The sequence below is a fragment of the Bacillus sp. HMA207 genome (assembly GCF_003402455.1).
Classification (GTDB): domain Bacteria; phylum Bacillota; class Bacilli; order Bacillales; family Bacillaceae_G; genus Bacillus_A; species Bacillus_A cereus.
Map to the genome: position 1 here is coordinate 261,827 of NZ_BEZT01000001.1, position 18,838 is coordinate 280,664.

Sequence of the window (18,838 nt, forward strand, 5' to 3'; positions counted from 1 at the left end):
GATGTATATAGGCATTGTGAGGGCGTTAAAAGTGAGATGTGAGAGAGGTGTAGAACTATGAAGTGGTTACTATTCTTGTTTATTTTAATACCGGCGATTGAGATTACGGTCTTAATTGGATCAAGTCATGTAATAGGTTTATGGTCTACGTTCGCTATGATTGTATTTACAGGTGTTGTAGGTGTGTATTTGGCGAAAAGACAAGGGTTTAAAGTGCTTGGAGAGATTCAATCTAAGTTGAATAGAGGGGAAATGCCAGGTGAGGCGGTACTAGATGGTATTTTTGTATTTGTAGGAGGTATTCTCTTAGTGCTTCCTGGGTATGTGACAGATATGCTAGGGTTTATCTGCGTGATCCCTATTACGAGAGCTTTATTGAAGCCGCTTGTTATGAAGTGGATGGAATGGAAACTTAGAAAGAATTCTACTATTATTATTCAGAAATAGCACTTAGATTGTAGAAATCTAAGTGCTATTTTTTGTCTTGTAAGAGGAGAGGGATTTTCTGATTGAAGCTTTGCTTTACCGCGCTATTTGTGGGGTGGAATTTCTATCTCGAAGCTGGGCTGCTCGTAAGTGTCTGATGTGGGGCGAATGATGAGTGGGGATGAACAAAACGTTCGCTTATTATATTTGCTATATAATTTTCGTTTGAACTCTTGTGTGTACTTCGATTAAACTTGTGATTTTTTAGTGCTATTAATTTAGATGAATAAGATGGAGGGAAACACTGCTAAATTAAAGTTTTGCTTTCTTATATAGAGGAACGATTGGTGTAAAAAATTCATATAAAAAGGCGGAGATTGTTAGTTGAAGTCTTATTTCATGCTATTTTGTATATTTATTCATTTACATAAAAAGTAATAAATGTAAATGATAATTATAAAATAAATAGAATAAATATGTAAAAACACCACGGAATATGCGTTTTTCATGCAAAAAAACAAGAGAATTATCTTTTTTGAGTGCAATTCTCTTGTTTTATGTAATAAGTATGAAAAATAAGTACAAGGAATAATCAGTGGGAATTTCCCACTGATTACAGGTAAGTTTTTTGTTGTGTATGAATTAGAAACTATTATTTTGAAGGTGAACCTTTAATATATTTCCACAAGTCATGGAAGACATTAGCTTTGTGTAATGTATTAAGTAGTACTAAGGTGACTGGGCCGATGATTAATCCTAAAAAGCCAAAAAGTTTAAAGCCGACAAATAGAGCGACGAGTGTTGCTAATGGATCGAGACCGATGTTAGATGAAAGTACTTTCGGCTCCATAATTTGTCTTTGGACAATCACGACGATGTATAAAATGAGAAGACCAATGGCGAATGCGGTATCGCCAGTGAAAAATACGTATATAACCCATGGAACAAAGACTGCGCCTGTTCCTAAATATGGTAGTAAATCTACAACCCCTGTAATAATCGCGATAGTAATGGCGTATGGTACGCGTAATATTAAAAGCCCGATTAGTACAATGACAGTTGTCATAGATACGAGTGTAAGTTGTGCTTTCACAAAACCAAACAAAGCTTTTCTTAAGTCGACAAAAATAGTTTTTCCATAGCCATGTACACGATTCGGTAGCAATTTTCTTGCTTTCTGAGCAAGACGGTGCCAATCGTAACTAATGAAGAAAGTGGCTAATAAAATGAATACAAGGACAGTTAAAGTTGTTGGCAGTGCACTAATGAAATTCGTTAACCCGCTTATAATGGCGGTTAAAAGTTCTTTCATTTGTGTTGTTGCTTCTGTTCCTAAGTTTTGAATGTTTTGTGTAATTGTATAGCGCTGTGGTTCTCCAAGATGATTAAATTTAGAGATTAAATCATCGTAGAGAGGCATAATATGATTAAGTGCAAATTGCTGAGCGAATGTAACGATATCTGGAAACTTTACTGTAACAAGTTGTAGTAAGTATGTTGTGGCAGATATTGCTTCAGTCACAAGATATGTAACAAGTCCAACGATAGCTCCAAATACGAGAATTAAGCTAACGAGTACTGCTAGTGCGCGAGGAAATTGTAGTTTTTGATTAAGGAAATTGACGACAGGATTAATCAAATAAGCAAATGCAAAAGCGATAATAAAAGGATAGATAAGCCCTGACATGTATAGTAATACATAGAACCCAGCTACCGTTGCTACAATGACAAATATGAGTCGCAATATCATATATAGTAAGTTTCGGTTCAAAGATGTATACCTCCCATTCCAATTTGGATTATCCTAATTCGTTCAACTTATAACGAGTGTGCCCCACTGATTAAAGTTTCACTTTACCCCGCATTAACGGGCAGTAAATCTCCTACCCGAAGTGCGGCTGGATCAAAGGAGTTAGATGGAGATAAACTGCCCGTAAAAGCCCGATTGGTTCAACTAATAATCAGTGGAAAATGCCCCACTGATTAAAGTTTCACTTTATGTTATAGTGGAATGATGGATTTTTCTTGCTTTTTCAGTATGTGAGTGACTGTGAAAGCTTGGTGTTGATGCTTCTACTATATGGTAAAAACTTCATTTTCTCTTCTTTTTATTTTACCTGTTTCTAATTAGAAAAGAAAGAAGAGACGCCCGTTTTTTAAAATGTATACACGCTTAAATTTTGATGGTGAAAGTCTCAGTTTGTCATTTTAAAATACATAAAAAATGAAGTGATTCATGTTGAATAGGCATCGATATAGCATGTATAACGATAGGTTTAAAGGTATTTTTGTTTGGAAATGAGTTCATTATTTTCAGAAAGGAAGTGCAAACATGATTAGTCAGTCAACGTTATTTTTATTCATACTACTTATTATAGGACTTATTGCTAAAAACCAATCGCTTACTGTGGCTATTGGTGTGTTATTTTTATTGAAGTTTACGTTTTTAGGAGATAAGGTCTTTCCTTATTTACAAACGAAAGGAATTAACCTAGGTGTAACGGTCATTACAATAGCGGTTCTCGTACCAATTGCGACGGGGGAAATAGGTTTTAAACAACTTGGAGAAGCGGCAAAATCTTATTATGCGTGGATTGCTTTAGCTTCAGGTGTAGCGGTCGCTTTGTTAGCGAAAGGCGGCGTACAATTGTTGACAACGGATCCTCACATTACAACTGCGCTTGTTTTTGGGACAATTATAGCGGTTGCGCTATTTAATGGGGTTGCTGTTGGTCCGTTAATTGGGGCTGGAATTGCCTATGCGGTTATGAGTATTATACAAATGTTTAAATAAGGAATTTTATAGTAATATAAAATTTTTGAATTCTTTCTGTTCACAAAAGTCAGATAATTGTTTATAATAGGATTAGAAACTTTGAAAAGTTACATAACAGCAGAGACTTTACACCAGATAAAATAAAAATAACATAAAACAATTTTATAATGATATTGTTTTATGTTGTTTTTATCATAAAACTCTTCGGAATGTATTTTCCTCACTAACTTGTTGTTTTGAGCGTGAGGATTCGGGGAGACATTCACGCTCATGCTTTCCATGTAGACAATGGACAATAAGAGGGGAACATCGCAACAAATTTGCATGATCGTGCATTTTGCTTGCCTAAAGAGTGAACGGGCGTTCATAATTCATAAGGGGAGCAAATAGATATAAGGAGCAAGGTTGGGAGAATTTTCAGGAAAAGGAGAGAATGTCATGACTGTTATTCGAGGTTTAGAAGGGGTAGTAGCAACAACATCATCTGTGAGCTCTATTATTGATGATACATTAACTTATGTTGGGTATAATATTGATGATTTAGCTGAGAATGCTACGTTTGAAGAAGTAGTGTACTTATTATGGCACCGCAAGCTTCCTAATGAAAAAGAACTAGCGGAATTTAATGAAATTGTATCAGAATACTATAAAGTTCCAGGTGAGATTTTAACATATTTGAAACAAGTAGATTTAAAAATTGCACATCCGATGTCTGTTTTACGAACTGCAATTTCCATGCTATCATTATACGATGAGAGCGCTGAAATTATGGATGAAAAGTCCAATTATTTGAAAGCGGTTAAATTACAGGCGCAAGTCGGAACTTTAGTTGCTGCTTACGCGAGAATCCGTAAAGGTTTAGATATTGTTGAGCCAAGAAAGGATTTATCATTAGCTGCAAACTTCTTGTACATGTTAAATGATCGCGAGCCAAATGAAGTTGAAATTGAAGCTTTTGATAAGGCGCTTGTACTTCATGCAGATCATGAGTTAAACGCTTCTACATTTACTGCACGTGTTTGCGTAGCTACACTTTCAGATGTATATTCTGGTATTACAGCAGCAATCGGTGCATTAAAAGGTCCTCTTCACGGTGGGGCAAATGAGAATGTAATGAAGATGTTAACTGAGATTGGTGAAGAAGAAAATGTAGAGTCATATATTCATAATGCTCTTCAAAATAAAGTGAAAATCATGGGCTTTGGCCACCGTGTGTATGAGCAGGGTGATCCACGTGCAAAACACTTACGTGAAATGTCTAAGAGATTATGCGTGCTTTTAGGAGAAGAGAAATGGTATAATATGTCTATCAAAATTGAAGGCATTGTAACAAAAGAAAAAGGTCTTCCACCAAATGTTGATTTCTATTCAGCTTCTGTATACCATTGTTTAGGAATTGACCATGACTTATTTACACCTATTTTTGCAATTAGCCGTATGTCAGGCTGGTTAGCTCATATTCTAGAACAATATGAAAACAACCGTTTAATTCGTCCGCGTGCTGATTATAATGGACCAACGCATCAAGTGTATGTTCCAATTGCACAACGATAAGCGAATAACACTATTTTGATAGTGAAAATACGCTTTCAAAAGTCTGATTTTTTCGGAAAGATGTAATGATTAGAATATTTTAATTTGACTAACGGTTTGAACTGAGGGGTTATTCCCTCAGTTTCATACATATGAAATTTCAAACATGGGGGTTATCACATTGACGACAGGTGAAAAAATTACTGTAACTAATGGTGTTATGAATGTACCAAACAATCCGATTATTCCGTTTATCGAGGGAGATGGAATTGGTCCTGATATTTGGGCAGCTGCATCTCGCGTACTAGAAGCAGCAGTTGAAAAAGCTTATGATGGTGAGAAGAAAATCGTTTGGAAAGAAGTGCTTGCAGGGGAAAAAGCATTCAACCAAACAGGCGAGTGGTTACCAGAAGAAACTTTAAACTTAATTCGTGAATATTTAATCGCGATTAAAGGTCCACTTACAACTCCAGTTGGCGGTGGTATTCGTTCTCTAAACGTAGCACTTCGTCAAGAATTAGATTTATATGTATGTCTACGTCCAGTTCGTTATTTTGAAGGTGTTCCTTCACCTGTAAAACGTCCGGAAGATACTGATATGGTTATTTTCCGTGAAAATACAGAAGACATTTATGCTGGAATTGAATATGCGCAAGGATCTCCAGAAGCAGAAAAAGTTCTTGCTTTCTTAAAAGAAGCAATGGGTGTTAATAAAATCCGCTTCCCAGAAACATCTGGTATTGGTATTAAGCCAATTTCAGAAGAAGGGACAAAGCGTCTTGTTCGTGCTGCAATTCAATATGCAATTAACGAAAAACGTTCTTCTGTTACATTAGTTCATAAAGGAAACATTATGAAATTTACAGAAGGTGCTTTCAAAAACTGGGGTTACGAAGTAGCGGAACAAGAATTCGGCGACAAAGTATTTACTTGGGCTGAATACGATCGTATCGTTGAAAAAGATGGTAAAGATGCAGCGAATAAAGCGATGGCAGACGCTGAAGTGGCTGGAAAAATCATCGTAAAAGATTCTATTGCAGACATCTTCTTACAACAAATTTTAACTCGTCCACGTGAGTTCGATGTTGTTGCAACAATGAACTTAAATGGTGACTATATCTCTGATGCACTTGCTGCACAAGTAGGTGGAATTGGTATTGCACCTGGTGCAAACATTAACTATGTGACTGGACATGCTATCTTTGAAGCTACACACGGTACAGCTCCAAAATATGCAGGTTTAGATAAAGTAAACCCATCTTCTGTTCTTCTTTCAGGTGTATTATTATTAGAACACTTAGGATGGAACGAAGCTGCGAAATTAGTAACTGCTTCTGTTGAGAAAACAATTGCTTCAAAAGTAGTAACTTATGATTTCGCACGCTTAATGGAAGGTGCAACAGAAGTGAAATGTTCTGAGTTCGCTAATGAACTTATTAAAAACATGGATGTAGCGATAATCAAAAACGCATAATTAAAGCGGGGGGTAAATTATGACAATCAAACGCAAGAAGGTTTCAGTCATCGGTGCAGGATTTACAGGAGCAACAACGGCATTCTTATTAGCACAAAAAGAACTTGCAGATGTTGTATTAGTGGACATTCCACAACTGGAAAATCCAACAAAAGGGAAAGCGTTAGATATGTTAGAAGCGAGCCCAGTACAAGGTTTTGATGCTAACATTATTGGAACATCGGATTACGCAGATACTGCTGATTCTGACGTTGTCGTTATTACAGCAGGTATTGCACGTAAGCCTGGTATGAGCCGTGATGACTTAGTAGCAACAAACTCTAAAATTATGAAAAGTATTACGCGCGACATTGCAAAACATTCACCAAATGCAATTATTGTTGTGTTAACAAATCCAGTTGATGCAATGACATATTCTGTATTTAAAGAAGCGGGATTCCCGAAAGAGCGTGTAATCGGCCAATCGGGTGTATTAGATACAGCTCGTTTCCGTACATTCATCGCACAAGAATTAAATCTTTCTGTAAAAGACATTACAGGATTTGTTCTTGGCGGACACGGTGACGACATGGTACCTCTTGTGCGTTATTCTTATGCAGGCGGTATTCCGTTAGAAACGTTAATTCCGAAAGAGCGTTTAGAAGCAATCGTAGAACGTACACGTAAAGGTGGCGGTGAGATTGTAGGCTTATTAGGAAACGGTAGTGCATATTACGCACCAGCAGCTTCTTTAGTTGAAATGACAGAAGCAATCTTAAAAGATCAACGCCGTGTATTACCAGCTATTGCGTACCTTGAAGGTGAGTATGGTTATAGTGACCTTTACTTAGGGGTGCCAGTAATTCTAGGTGGTAACGGAATTGAAAAAATTATTGAATTAGAACTTCTTGCAGATGAAAAAGAAGCGTTAGATCGCTCTGTAGAATCTGTACGTAATGTAATGAAAGTTCTTGTTTAATAATTGAATAGTAGTGAAAAAGATTCGGGATTCCGAATCTTTTTCTACTATTTACCGAATTGTTTTTTTGAAATAATATGAAAACGCTATCATTTGTAATATCCTATAATGAAACTGTAGATTTATACTATACATTGCCCTCATCATAGTAAATTTCGGATAAGGTATCGCTTTTAGTAGGATAATAAGGTGAAAAAATCGGAGGGGGTTGTAACATGTTAAAGAAAAAAGTTCAAATTGGTCGTAAAATGGATGAAATTACAGTAGGAGAGAAATTATCTATCACTGAAAAAATTGAGGATAAAGATTTGTTATTGTACTTAGGGTTAACGAATGATGCCAATCCATTATATATTCAGCATGATTACGCATCCCAAACTCCGTATGAAAAGCCGATTGTACCAAGCATTATGCTAACGGGAATGATTACAACGGCGGTTACGAAATATTTACCGGGTCCAGGAAGTCATATTACGAGAAAGGACCTTACATTCGTGAAACATGTTCACCATTATGAAACGTTACAAATCCACTTTGAAGTTGTGGCTGTTTCTGAGGAGGAACATACAATTGATATGCTTGTATCTGCTCATGATGAAAAAGGAGAAACTGTTGTGAAAGGTTCATTAACAGTAACGCCACCTTTTAAATCTGTTTCTATTATGGAAAAAGCATTAGATAATTTTTAAAAGATGAAAATATGAATAGTGCTAGCATACCTTTCATAAGGATGCTAGCGCTATTTTTAGTTGAAGAACCCTTCTTTGAACCCTTCAGCAAATTCTGAGCACCCCGTTTTAATCGTATCCCAGCTCGGAGCGTTAAAAGCAAGGATACATGTGACTGCTAAAGATAGAATAGATAGTATTAGTCGCATAATAGACCTCCATATATTATTAATTCATATATTAAGATTAATGATATAATCATCGGTAATTGAAGTCAATTAAAGGAGTGGTTTTTTAGGTAAGGTGGAAAAGAGAAGACGTGATCTTTGAAACGGTAAGAGAAGCTGAAGTGTGGGCAGACCGGGTTGCGAATGAAATGTACGGGAGAGTATTTGATGGATATGAAACACCAGATTATAAAATAGCGTATGCTCTTTCGTTTTTCCTAGCATAAAATTAAGATTTTATAGTTCATACGGAAGTGAGCTTTAAAGAAGAGAGAGCAATCTATAAAGTTTGACAAAATCCTGTGTAGTTGCAGGTGAATTGTAATTACTTCTATTTTCTCAATTCTACACAAACGATCTCCATGAATAGACAATTATATTGAGAGGGACCTTGTTTTCTAGTATGATGAGAATAACGGGGAAAATACTAGGATGAAGAAGGTTTCAAGTCTATAACTTGGAGGAAAAGAATGAACAATCGTATTTTAGTAGTTGATGATGAGGAATTTATCTTAACTTTAATCGAATTTAATTTACAACAAGCTGGGTTTGAAGTTATAACAGCGATGGATGGAGAAATGGCGCTTCAAAAAGCGACAACAGAACGCCCAGATTTAATTATATTAGATTTAATGCTTCCGAAAATGGATGGTATGGAAGTGTGTAAAGAATTACGATTGCAGCGCGTTATGACGCCGATTTTAATGTTAACGGCAAAAGATGATGAGTTTGATAAGGTGCTAGGCCTTGAACTTGGGGCAGATGATTATATGACGAAGCCATTTAGTCCAAGAGAAGTTGTTGCTCGTGTGAAGGCGATTTTGCGCCGTACGAAATTACAACAAGAAGAACAAGTTGCAGAAGCGCCAGATGAAGATAGCATCACAATTGCAGAACTTAAAATTTTACCGGAGTTTTATGAGGCTTATTTCCAAGGAAGAAAGCTTGAATTAACACCAAAAGAATTTGAACTACTTGTGTATCTTGCGAAAAATAAAAGTCGCGTGTTGACACGTGATCAATTACTAAGTGCTGTATGGAATTACGATTTTGCTGGTGATACACGAATTGTTGATGTTCATATTAGCCATTTGCGCGATAAAATTGAACAAAATACGAAAAAACCGACGTACATTAAAACGATACGTGGTTTAGGATATAAATTAGAGGAGCCAAAAGGGAATGAATAAATTTCGTTCCAGGCTTCTTTTTACATTTGTTTCTCTTATTGTATTTATTTTAGTTGGACTAGGTTTATTACTAGAAACTGTGTTTGAAAACTACTATATAGATCATGCTAAAGAGAGAATGGTAAAAGAGACAGAGTATGTTGCGACGTTAGCAGAAGAGCAAGGTTTTGATAATGTCTTAAAAAATCCATACGTATTTGAAAAGTTAGAAGAAAAAATACCAGCTTCTATCGTATTTTTGGATGAAAAAAAGAAAGTTCAATATAGAAATGGACAAGAATTGGCATTTAGTCCAGAGACGATTAAAGAACTTTCTTCGGAAGTGGCAAAACAACGAAGTAAAGTAATTACGAAAGAAACGGATCGAAAGAATGAATTTTATCATGCGGTGTTCGTTCAAGATGTAGAAGGAAAACAAGGATACATTTTGGTGAAAAGTATAATTGATCCTTTAAGAGACGTACATCAAAAAACGTGGGGATTATTAATTATCGGATTTGTCATTGCTTGTCTCGTAGTTGTATTTTTAGGTATGAAAATTACAGGGCAATATATTAGGCCAATTGAATCGGTTACGAAAGTTGCAATTGAATTGGCAAAGGGTAATTATAAAGCACGTGCATACGAAAGTCATTCGGATGAAACAGGAATGCTGAGTAAAGCGATTAATATTTTAGCACGAAATTTACAAGAGATGACACTTGAACAAGAAATGCAGCAAGATCGTCTGCACACGTTAATTGAAAATATGGGAAGTGGAATGATTTTAATTGATAGCCGAGGATATATAAACCTTGTAAACCGCTCTTATAAGGAAACTTTCCACGTAACAGATGAAGAATATTTAGATCGCTTATATTATGAATCGTTTCATCATACAGAAATTATTGAGCTTGTAGAAGAAATCTTTATGACAGAAGTGAAAGTGCGTAAACAAATGTTATTGCCACTTGGAATTGAACGGAAGCATTTCGAAGTATATGGAGCGCCGATTATCGGGACAAACCATGAATGGAAAGGGATTGTTCTCGTATTCCATGACATAACAGAGTTAAAGAAATTAGAACAAATGAGAAAAGACTTTTTAGCGAATGTTTCTCATGAATTAAAGACACCGATTACTTCTATTAAAGGTTTTTCAGAAACACTCTTAGACGGAGCGATGGATAATAAAAAATTCTGCGAACATTTCTTGCACATTATTTTAAAAGAAAGTGAGCGCATGCAAGGATTAATTGAAGATTTATTAGATTTGTCGAAGATCGAACAACAAGGATTTAAATTAAATATGGGAACCGTTGATATGAAGGGGCTGCTTGAAGATATTCATATGGTACTTGATAATAAAGCAGGAGAAAAAGAAATCTCTTTACAAGTGAATGTATTAAAACGTGCCTCTGTTATTGGAGATCCAAGTCGTTTGAAACAAATCTTTATTAATTTAATTAATAACGCAATCGTATATACACCGGCTGGAGGCGTTGTTTCAGTAGAGTTAGCGGAAGATAAATATAATGCTTATATAAAAGTATCGGATACTGGAATTGGTATTAGTAAAGAGGAAATTCCGCGTATTTTTGAACGTTTCTACCGGGTGGATAAAGCAAGAAGTAGAAATACTGGTGGTACCGGCCTTGGATTGTCGATTGTAAAGCATTTAGTTGAGGCGCATCAAGGTACGATTACAGTAGATAGTGAAGTTGGAGAAGGGACAACGTTTACAGTTGTTTTACCGAAATCAGCAACTGAAAAATAGGATGAAGGATGTTTACAATATATTAACAATGGCTTAATTAAATATTAATAAAGCTCTGTTAATATAATACATGAAAACCCCTTCATCCAAGGAGTAATTTTGGACGAGAATAGTTAAGCTGTTCTCGTCACTTCCCTTTATGCCAATATAAGTCTGTTTTATATATGAAAGAAAATAGCCGTTATTTTTCTTCTCTCTATTAGTCATGTTAATATAGAGAGAGGAAAGGAACGGTTTTTTTCTGTGAAAAAAATCATTTCAAATTTGTATGGGGAGGTTTCAATTTTGGAAAAAAAGGTCGTATTAGTAGATGGTAATAATATCGCGTATCGTGCTTTCTTTGCACTACCGCTTTTAAATAACGACAAAGGTATACATACGAACGCAATTTACGGTTTTACAATGATGTTAATGAGAATATTAGAGGAAGAAAAGCCAACTCATATGTTAGTGGCGTTTGATGCAGGCAAAACAACGTTCCGTCATAAAACGTATAGTGAGTATAAAGGAGGACGTCAAAAGACTCCACCTGAATTATCAGAGCAGTTCCCGTTTATTCGTGAGATGCTGGATGCGTTCAATGTACCGCGTTATGAATTAGAAAATTATGAAGCGGATGACATCATGGGAACGTTAGCGAAAGAAGCGAGTGAGCAAGGGGCAAGTGTAAAAGTTATTTCAGGAGATAAAGATTTACTTCAACTTGTTTCTGATAACACGCTTGTATGTATTCCGCGAAAAGGGATTACAGAAGTGGATGAATATACGAAAGAAGCTTTATTTGAAAAATACAGCTTATCACCAAAGCAAATTATCGATATGAAAGGTTTAATGGGAGACCAGTCAGATAATATACCGGGTGTACCAGGAGTTGGTGAAAAAACGGCAATTAAATTGTTAACACAGTTTGGAACGGTTGAAGCGGTGTATGAAAATATAGATCAAGTAAGTGGGAAGAAATTAAAAGAAAAACTGGAAGAAAATAAAGAACAAGCTCTTATGAGTAAGGATCTTGCAACTATTATTACAGATGCGCCGATTACAGTTCATGTGGATGATATGGTGTATAAAGGATATGAAGCAAGTGATGTCATTCCAATGTTCGAGAGTTTAGGATTTACATCTCTTTTAAATAAATTAGGCGTTACGCCAGAAGAAACAGCTCCAGCTGAATTAGATGATATTACATTTGATATTGTGGAAGAAGTTACAGAAGAAATGCTTCAGCAAGATAGTGCGCTTATCGTTGAAGTACAAGAAGATAACTATCATAAAGCAGACATTCAAGGTTTCGGTATTCAAAATGAAAATGGATGTTACTTTATTCAGACAGACATTGCTCTTAAGTCAGATGCTTTTAAAGAGTGGCTTGCAGATGGAGAAATGAGAAAGCATACATTTGATGCGAAGCGTGCAATCGTTGCACTGAAATGGAATGGGATAGATATGCAAGGGATTGACTTTGATCTATTAATCGCTGCTTATTTACTTGACCCGGCTGATACAGATAAAGATTTCCGTACTGTAGCGAAAATGAAAGAAACGCATGCTGTGAAATCAGATGAAGAAGTTTACGGAAAAGGTGCGAAGCGTGCGGTTCCAGAGTTAGAGGTAGTCGCGGAGCATGTGGCTCGTAAAGTGCATGTATTATATGATGTAAAGCAAACATTCGTTGAAGAGTTAAAGAAGAATGAGCAATATGAACTGTTTACAGAATTAGAATTGCCGCTTGCACGTGTATTAGCTGATATGGAAGTAAAGGGTGTAAAAGTTGATACAGAGCGTCTTCGTAATATGGGAGAAGAACTTGCGGGTAGATTAAAGGAAATGGAACAGGAAATTTATAAGCTTGCGGGAACAGAATTTAATATTAATTCACCGAAGCAGCTTGGTGTTATTCTGTTTGAGAACTTAAACTTACCGGTTATTAAAAAGACGAAAACAGGTTATTCTACGTCAGCTGATGTACTAGATAAGCTTATGAATCACCATGAAATCATTCCAAATATTTTACATTATCGTCAATTAGGGAAGCTAAATTCAACTTACATTGAAGGTTTACTGAAAGTTGTACATGAAGATTCATCTAAAATTCATACTCGCTTTAATCAAGTGTTAACGCAAACAGGTCGATTAAGTTCAACGGATCCGAACTTGCAAAATATCCCGATTCGATTAGAAGAAGGAAGAAAGATTCGTCAGGCATTTGTTCCATCAGAAGAAGGATGGATTATGTATGCGGCTGATTATTCACAAATCGAACTGCGTGTATTAGCTCATATTGCAAATGATAAAGGGCTAGTTGAAGCGTTCCAACATGACATGGATATTCATACGAAAACAGCTATGGATGTATTTGGCGTTGAAAAAGATGAAGTAACTTCAAATATGAGACGACAAGCGAAAGCTGTTAACTTCGGAATTGTGTATGGTATTAGTGATTATGGTCTTTCACAAAACTTAGGAATTACAAGAAAAGCAGCAGCGGAATTTATTGAAAAGTATTTAGAAAGTTTCCCTGGTGTACAAGAATACATGGAGGACATCGTAAAAGATGCGAAACAAAAAGGATATGTAGCTACATTATTAAATCGTCGCCGTTATATTCCAGAAATTACGAGTCGTAATTTTAACTTGCGTAGCTTCGCTGAGCGTACAGCGATGAATACACCAATTCAAGGTACTGCAGCAGATATTATTAAAAAAGCGATGATTATTATGGCAGATCGTTTAGAAGAAGAAGGATTACAAGCGCGTCTTCTTCTGCAAGTACACGATGAATTAATATTTGAAGCACCAAAAGAAGAAATCGAAAAATTAGAGCAGCTTGTACCTGAAGTAATGGAACATGCGATTGAACTTGCAGTTCCGCTGAAAGTTGATTATTCTTACGGTCCAACTTGGTACGACGCAAAATAAGGAAGTGATGAAATGCCTGAATTACCAGAGGTTGAAAACGTCAGACGGACACTTGAAAATCTTGTAACAGGAAAAACGATTGAAGATGTTATTGTTACTTATCCAAAAATAGTGAAACGACCGGATGATGCAGAAATCTTTAAAGAAATGCTAAAAGGCGAGAAGATTGAAAATATAAAGCGAAGAGGAAAGTTTTTGCTTTTATATGTAACGAATTATGTCATTGTTTCACATTTGCGTATGGAAGGTAAGTTTTTACTGCATCAAGAGGATGAGCCGATTGATAAACATACGCACGTCCGTTTCTTATTTACAGATGGAACGGAATTACATTATAAAGATGTGAGAAAGTTTGGTACGATGCATCTCTTTAAGAAAGGTGAAGAAATGAACCAAATGCCTCTTGCTGACTTAGGTCCGGAGCCATTTGATGCTGAAATGACACCGCAGTATTTACAAGAAAGATTACAAAAGACAAATCGTAAAATAAAAGTTGTGCTACTGGACCAGCGTCTTTTAGTAGGGCTTGGAAATATATATGTAGATGAAGTTTTATTCCGTTCTCAAATTCATCCAGAACGAGAAGCTTCGTCTTTAACAGTAGAAGAAATTGAGCGAATTTATGAGGCTACCGTTACAACGCTAGGCGAAGCAGTAAAGCGTGGCGGAAGTACAATTCGGACGTATATCAACTCACAAGGGCAAATTGGTTCGTTCCAAGAACTCCTAAATGTATATGGGAAAAAGGGAGAGCCGTGCGTAACTTGTGGCACGATATTAGAAAAAACAGTTGTTGGCGGGCGAGGAACGCATTACTGCCCAATTTGTCAGCCTAGAATATAGAAAAGAGATAACATCGGATAGGCATTTGTCATATACATACAGCAGAGCTATGTATAAGGGAGGAGCTTACCGATGTACCTTTATTTATCTCTTATTTTATTAGCTTTTACATTAAGCTTAGATAGCTGTAGTGTAGGGCTAACATATGGTTTAAGAAGCGTAAGAATTCCACTAAGATCAATTATAATTATCGGAATGTGTTCAGCGGCTGTTATGCTTGTTTCAATGGGAATTGGACATATGATCGCGAAAGTATTTTCACCTGTTATCGCAACGCGTATCGGTGGGCTTGTTCTTATTGGAATAGGGATTTGGGTATTATATCAATTTTTTCGAAGTGAGAAAAAAGAAGAACCGAAGCAAGAGGAGAAGGTCTGGAAATTAGAGATTGCCTCGCTAGGCCTAGTGATTCAAATTTTACGGAAACCGACTGTTGCAGATTTTGATAAATCAGGCACCATTTCTGCAGGAGAAGCATTACTTCTTGGTATAGCTCTTTCTGTAGATTCATTTGGTGCCGGAATTGGTGCATCTTTATTAGGGTATGCACCCGCTATGATGGCGATATTAGTTGCAGTTATGAGTTCTTTGTTTTTATTTATTGGAATGAAACTTGGAACGGTTTTATCAAATATGAAGTGGTTACAAAAATTTACATTCCTGCCTGGAGTATTACTCATCATTATTGGAATTTGGAAAATGTAAGTATGGGCGTGGAACATTAGTTTCGCGCCTTTTATTATGAGGAGGATTATTATGACAGTAGTAATTGGATTAACGGGAGGCATTGCAAGCGGAAAAAGTACGGTATCAGAAATGTTTCGTGAACTGAGCATACCAGTTATTGATGCAGATATTATCGCAAGAGAAGTTGTAGAGCGAGGAAAACCAGCATATAACAAAATAGTAGAAGTATTTGGAACGGAAGTGTTACAAGGAGATGGAGAATTAGATCGTCCAAAACTAGGAAGTGTCGTTTTCTATAATGAAGAAAAACGATTGCAGTTAAATAAAATTGTTCATCCTGCAGTGCGTGAGGAAATGAATAGGCAAAAGGAAATGTACATAAAAGAAGGTATGCAAGCGGTTGTGTTAGATATTCCTCTCTTATTTGAAAGCAAATTAACAAGTCTCGTTGACCGCATTTTAGTTGTAGCGGTTAAGCCGCATACGCAATTAGAACGTTTAATGAAACGAAATAACTTTTCAGAAGAAGAAGCAACAGCTCGTATTCAATCTCAAATGCCGTTAGAAGAAAAAGTGGAAAATGCAGATGAAGTGATAAATAATGATGGCACAATTATGGGAACGAAAACACAATTGCAGGTAATTTTAAAGAAGTGGAACATTATTGACTAAAAAATTGTGAAATTAATGAAAATGCTTAGTGACATATCCCCTTTTTGTGTTATACTATTATTGGGATTGGAGATAAATAGTATAACGCATTCAAGGGGGATAACATATTATGACTCGTGTGGCAATTAATGGATTTGGACGTATTGGGAGAATGGTATTTCGTCAAGCAATAAAAGAAAGCGCATTCGAAATTGTAGCAATCAATGCAAGCTATCCATCTGAAACGTTAGCACACTTAATTAAATATGATACAGTTCATGGCAAGTTTGACGGAACAGTAGAAGCATTTGAAGATCACTTATTAGTTGATGGAAAAATGATTCGCCTTTTAAACAACCGCGATCCAAAGGAATTGCCTTGGACAGATTTAGGTGTTGAAGTTGTAATTGAAGCAACTGGTAAATTTAATTCAAAAGAAAAAGCAATTCTTCACGTTGAAGCTGGAGCGAAAAAAGTTATTTTAACAGCGCCTGGTAAAAATGAAGATGTAACAATTGTAGTTGGTGTGAACGAAGACCAATTAGATATTACAAAACATACTGTTATTTCAAATGCATCTTGTACAACAAATTGTTTAGCGCCTGTTGTGAAGGTGTTAGATGAGCAGTTTGGAATTGAAAACGGTTTAATGACGACAGTTCACGCTTATACAAATGACCAAAAAAATATTGATAACCCACATAAAGATTTAAGAAGAGCACGTGCTTGCGGACAATCAATCATTCCGACAACGACAGGTGCTGCGAAAGCGCTAGCAAAAGTTCTTCCACATTTAAACGGAAAACTTCATGGTATGGCACTTCGTGTACCAACACCAAACGTGTCTCTTGTTGATTTAGTAGTAGATGTAAAACGCGATGTGACAGTTGAAGCTATTAACGATGCATTCAAAACTGTTGCAAACGGTGCGTTAAAAGGTATTGTAGAATTCAGCGAAGAGCCTTTAGTATCTATCGACTTTAATACAAATACACACTCAGCTATTATCGATGGTTTATCTACAATGGTAATGGGTGATCGTAAAGTGAAAGTACTTGCTTGGTATGATAACGAGTGGGGCTACTCTCGTCGTGTTGTAGATCTTGTAACGTTAGTTGTTCAAGAGTTAGCGAAACAAGAAAATGTGCAACACATTTAAGTGAATAAGGGAGGAGAGGGCAAGGCAATATTTGCCCTCTTTTTTTAATTTTTTCTGAAAAGGAAAAAAATTATATAAGTATATTTTAAAAAGTGGACATACCACGAAACGTTGTGATTACTGCATTTGTGAATCGTTTATTTTTTTTAGGGAAAAGTAAAGAGGAAAATATGACAGAAAATCGAAAAAACTGTTGTTGCAAAATGAAAATAAACAAAGTATACTAACACTCGTAAACTTAAGAGCTGAGGTACGTAGTCACTACTTAAAGGGTTAGGACCTCTCTGGACTAACTTTCCCCCGTGGTAGTGGAGCAAGCCAAATTGCAAATTAGTTTTCAATTCGAACAGTTAGAATAAATTTACAAGGGGGAACTGTAGAATGGATACTATGGATACGATGGGTCGTCACGTGATCGCTGAACTTTGGGATTGCGATTTCGACAAGCTTAATGACATGCCGTATATTGAACAATTATTTGTGGATGCAGCACTAAGAGCTGGTGCTGAAGTGCGTGAGGTTGCTTTCCATAAATTTGCACCACAAGGTGTAAGTGGAGTAGTAATTATCTCAGAATCACATTTAACAATTCATAGCTTTCCGGAGCACGGTTACGCAAGTATTGATGTTTATACTTGTGGGGATCGTATTGATCCAAATGTTGCTGCAGAATATATTGCAGAGGGTTTAAACGCGAAAACGCGTGAGAGCATCGAGCTTCCTCGAGGCACTGGTAGCTTCGAAATTAAGCAGAGAGAAACAAAAGCTCTTTAAAAAAGAACATAATTGATTTAAAATGTAAAGAGGTGTATAATGCACCTCTTTTTTAGTTTATAAAAAAGGGAAAATATAACGTACTCGTTAGTTGAATAAATTGGACTCTTGCAAATGAGGTAGTGCCCTATATACCATCTTATTTTTAAGGATGAGATGATAAAGTGATGCGCTGGAACTTAAAGTGGTAAGAGAGTTAGAATGAGTTATATAATATTGTATATATATTTTAGGTGAAGTGAGTAGAGAAAAATAAAGAGTATAGTGTAAAGGAGTGAATGAATTGCGTTGTCCATCCTGTTCTCATAATGGTACAAGAGTGTTAGATTCGCGTCCGGTAGACGAGGGGCGCTCTATTCGAAGAAGGAGAGAGTGTGAAAGCTGCTTAAGTCGCTTTACGACCTTTGAAAGGGTAGAAGAGTCACCTCTTATCGTTGTAAAAAAAGAAGGCACACGAGAAGAGTTTAATAAAGAAAAGATTTTACGCGGTTTAATTAAAGCGTGTGAAAAAAGACCAGTATCTTTAAGACAATTAGAAGAAGTAACACAAAGCGTGGAACGTGAACTGCGTAATTTAGGTATATCAGAAGTGAAAAGTGATATGATTGGTGAAATTGTTATGGAAGAACTTCGCGATATTGATGATGTTGCTTACGTACGTTTTGCTTCTGTATATCGTCAATTTAAAGATTTAAATGTATTTATTGAAGAATTAAAAGATATACTGCAAAAAGAAAGAGAGTAGATTATTCTCTTTACATACCGTAAGTAATAGGATAAGAGAGCTAGAAGCGCAA

Annotated in this window: 18 protein-coding genes; 16 read left to right on the forward strand and 2 right to left on the reverse strand. The window is 36.2% G+C overall.

Translation table 11 applies throughout. The features are described 5' to 3' along the window. The first annotated feature begins 57 nt into the window (after window positions 1-57). Window positions 58-447 carry an FxsA family protein gene (locus tag HMAS_RS01535; protein WP_000871629.1) on the forward strand — a complete coding sequence of 130 codons (390 nt, stop codon included), beginning with the start codon at window positions 58-60 and terminating at the stop codon, window positions 445-447. 631 nt (window positions 448-1,078) lie between these two features. On the opposite strand, the gene ytvI is transcribed toward HMAS_RS01535, so the two are convergent. Then, window positions 1,079-2,197 carry a sporulation integral membrane protein YtvI gene (gene ytvI, locus HMAS_RS01540; protein ID WP_001081388.1) on the reverse strand — a complete coding sequence of 373 codons (1,119 nt, stop codon included), beginning with the start codon at window positions 2,195-2,197 and terminating at the stop codon, window positions 1,079-1,081. 561 nt (window positions 2,198-2,758) lie between these two features. Between ytvI and HMAS_RS01545 the strand changes: the two genes are divergently transcribed. The 5 genes from HMAS_RS01545 (at window position 2,759) to HMAS_RS01570 (ending at window position 7,856) form a co-directional block, all read left to right on the forward strand. Beyond that, a complete protein-coding gene (locus tag HMAS_RS01545; protein WP_000625507.1) occupies window positions 2,759-3,220 on the forward strand; it encodes a DUF441 domain-containing protein in 462 nt (153 codons plus the stop codon). Window positions 3,221-3,607: 387 nt separating this feature from the next. Next, on the forward strand, window positions 3,608-4,756 hold the full coding sequence (gene citZ, locus HMAS_RS01555; RefSeq protein WP_116344684.1) for a citrate synthase: 1,149 nt from the start codon (window positions 3,608-3,610) through the stop codon (window positions 4,754-4,756). A 160-nt stretch (window positions 4,757-4,916) separates the two neighbouring features. Next, window positions 4,917-6,209 (forward strand): NADP-dependent isocitrate dehydrogenase, encoded by a 1,293-nt coding sequence (icd, locus tag HMAS_RS01560; protein ID WP_000206898.1) that lies wholly within the window; start codon window positions 4,917-4,919, stop codon window positions 6,207-6,209. Window positions 6,210-6,228: 19 nt separating this feature from the next. Next, complete coding sequence (gene mdh, locus HMAS_RS01565) at window positions 6,229-7,167, forward strand: malate dehydrogenase (protein ID WP_000153232.1); 939 nt, start codon at window positions 6,229-6,231, stop codon at window positions 7,165-7,167. Window positions 7,168-7,382: 215 nt separating this feature from the next. Continuing rightward, window positions 7,383-7,856 (forward strand): MaoC family dehydratase, encoded by a 474-nt coding sequence (locus tag HMAS_RS01570; protein WP_000914180.1) that lies wholly within the window; start codon window positions 7,383-7,385, stop codon window positions 7,854-7,856. Window positions 7,857-7,912: 56 nt separating this feature from the next. On the opposite strand, the gene HMAS_RS28200 is transcribed toward HMAS_RS01570, so the two are convergent. After that, window positions 7,913-8,044: a hypothetical protein gene (locus tag HMAS_RS28200; protein WP_001237022.1), complete on the reverse strand. Its 132-nt coding sequence runs from the start codon at window positions 8,042-8,044 to the stop codon at window positions 7,913-7,915. A 110-nt stretch (window positions 8,045-8,154) separates the two neighbouring features. On the opposite strand from HMAS_RS28200, the gene HMAS_RS27990 reads away from it, so the two are divergent. The 10 genes from HMAS_RS27990 to nrdR all read left to right on the forward strand — a co-directional run bounded on the left by HMAS_RS27990 (window position 8,155) and on the right by nrdR (window position 18,786). Then, window positions 8,155-8,289: a hypothetical protein gene (locus tag HMAS_RS27990; RefSeq protein ID WP_000575770.1), complete on the forward strand. Its 135-nt coding sequence runs from the start codon at window positions 8,155-8,157 to the stop codon at window positions 8,287-8,289. A gap of 243 nt (window positions 8,290-8,532) precedes the next feature. Beyond that, complete coding sequence (gene phoP / locus HMAS_RS01575; protein ID WP_001065220.1) at window positions 8,533-9,252, forward strand: two-component system response regulator PhoP; 720 nt, start codon at window positions 8,533-8,535, stop codon at window positions 9,250-9,252. Next, window positions 9,245-11,008 carry a sensory box histidine kinase PhoR gene (gene phoR / locus HMAS_RS01580; RefSeq protein ID WP_001032107.1) on the forward strand — a complete coding sequence of 588 codons (1,764 nt, stop codon included), beginning with the start codon at window positions 9,245-9,247 and terminating at the stop codon, window positions 11,006-11,008. The genes phoP and phoR overlap by 8 nt, the downstream gene beginning before the upstream one ends. Window positions 11,009-11,293: 285 nt before the next feature. Beyond that, window positions 11,294-13,927 (forward strand): DNA polymerase I, encoded by a 2,634-nt coding sequence (polA, locus tag HMAS_RS01585; protein ID WP_000412806.1) that lies wholly within the window; start codon window positions 11,294-11,296, stop codon window positions 13,925-13,927. A gap of 12 nt (window positions 13,928-13,939) precedes the next feature. Then, entirely contained in the window at window positions 13,940-14,770 is an 831-nt protein-coding gene (mutM, locus tag HMAS_RS01590) for a DNA-formamidopyrimidine glycosylase (RefSeq protein WP_001114478.1), read from the forward strand. Window positions 14,771-14,842: 72 nt separating this feature from the next. Then, on the forward strand, window positions 14,843-15,475 hold the full coding sequence (ytaF, locus tag HMAS_RS01595; protein ID WP_000281744.1) for a sporulation membrane protein YtaF: 633 nt from the start codon (window positions 14,843-14,845) through the stop codon (window positions 15,473-15,475). Between the two features lie 51 nt (window positions 15,476-15,526). After that, window positions 15,527-16,129, forward strand: a complete 603-nt coding sequence (coaE, locus tag HMAS_RS01600; protein ID WP_000219284.1) for a dephospho-CoA kinase — start codon at window positions 15,527-15,529, stop codon at window positions 16,127-16,129. Between the two features lie 109 nt (window positions 16,130-16,238). Then, window positions 16,239-17,267 (forward strand): glyceraldehyde-3-phosphate dehydrogenase, encoded by a 1,029-nt coding sequence (locus HMAS_RS01605; protein ID WP_000198975.1) that lies wholly within the window; start codon window positions 16,239-16,241, stop codon window positions 17,265-17,267. 390 nt (window positions 17,268-17,657) lie between these two features. Beyond that, window positions 17,658-18,041: an adenosylmethionine decarboxylase gene (gene speD, locus HMAS_RS01610; RefSeq protein WP_002003660.1), complete on the forward strand. Its 384-nt coding sequence runs from the start codon at window positions 17,658-17,660 to the stop codon at window positions 18,039-18,041. 283 nt (window positions 18,042-18,324) lie between these two features. Then, window positions 18,325-18,786, forward strand: a complete 462-nt coding sequence (nrdR, locus tag HMAS_RS01615) for a transcriptional regulator NrdR (protein WP_001203687.1) — start codon at window positions 18,325-18,327, stop codon at window positions 18,784-18,786. Window positions 18,787-18,838 lie beyond the last annotated feature (52 nt).

Excerpts from the sequence above, each read along its gene's own strand:
- HMAS_RS01535 (WP_000871629.1), top strand. The coding sequence starts at position 58 with ATGAAGTGGTTACTATTCTTGTTTATTTTAATACCGGCGATTGAGATT.
- HMAS_RS01545 (WP_000625507.1), top strand. The coding sequence starts at position 2,759 with ATGATTAGTCAGTCAACGTTATTTTTATTCATACTACTTATTATAGGA.
- mdh (WP_000153232.1), top strand. The coding sequence starts at position 6,229 with ATGACAATCAAACGCAAGAAGGTTTCAGTCATCGGTGCAGGATTTACA.
- HMAS_RS01570 (WP_000914180.1), top strand. The coding sequence starts at position 7,383 with ATGTTAAAGAAAAAAGTTCAAATTGGTCGTAAAATGGATGAAATTACA.
- HMAS_RS28200 (WP_001237022.1), bottom strand. The coding sequence starts at position 8,044 with ATGCGACTAATACTATCTATTCTATCTTTAGCAGTCACATGTATCCTT.
- phoP (WP_001065220.1), top strand. The coding sequence starts at position 8,533 with ATGAACAATCGTATTTTAGTAGTTGATGATGAGGAATTTATCTTAACT.
- phoR (WP_001032107.1), top strand. The coding sequence starts at position 9,245 with ATGAATAAATTTCGTTCCAGGCTTCTTTTTACATTTGTTTCTCTTATT.
- mutM (WP_001114478.1), top strand. The coding sequence starts at position 13,940 with ATGCCTGAATTACCAGAGGTTGAAAACGTCAGACGGACACTTGAAAAT.
- ytaF (WP_000281744.1), top strand. The coding sequence starts at position 14,843 with ATGTACCTTTATTTATCTCTTATTTTATTAGCTTTTACATTAAGCTTA.
- coaE (WP_000219284.1), top strand. The coding sequence starts at position 15,527 with ATGACAGTAGTAATTGGATTAACGGGAGGCATTGCAAGCGGAAAAAGT.
- HMAS_RS01605 (WP_000198975.1), top strand. The coding sequence starts at position 16,239 with ATGACTCGTGTGGCAATTAATGGATTTGGACGTATTGGGAGAATGGTA.
- speD (WP_002003660.1), top strand. The coding sequence starts at position 17,658 with ATGGATACGATGGGTCGTCACGTGATCGCTGAACTTTGGGATTGCGAT.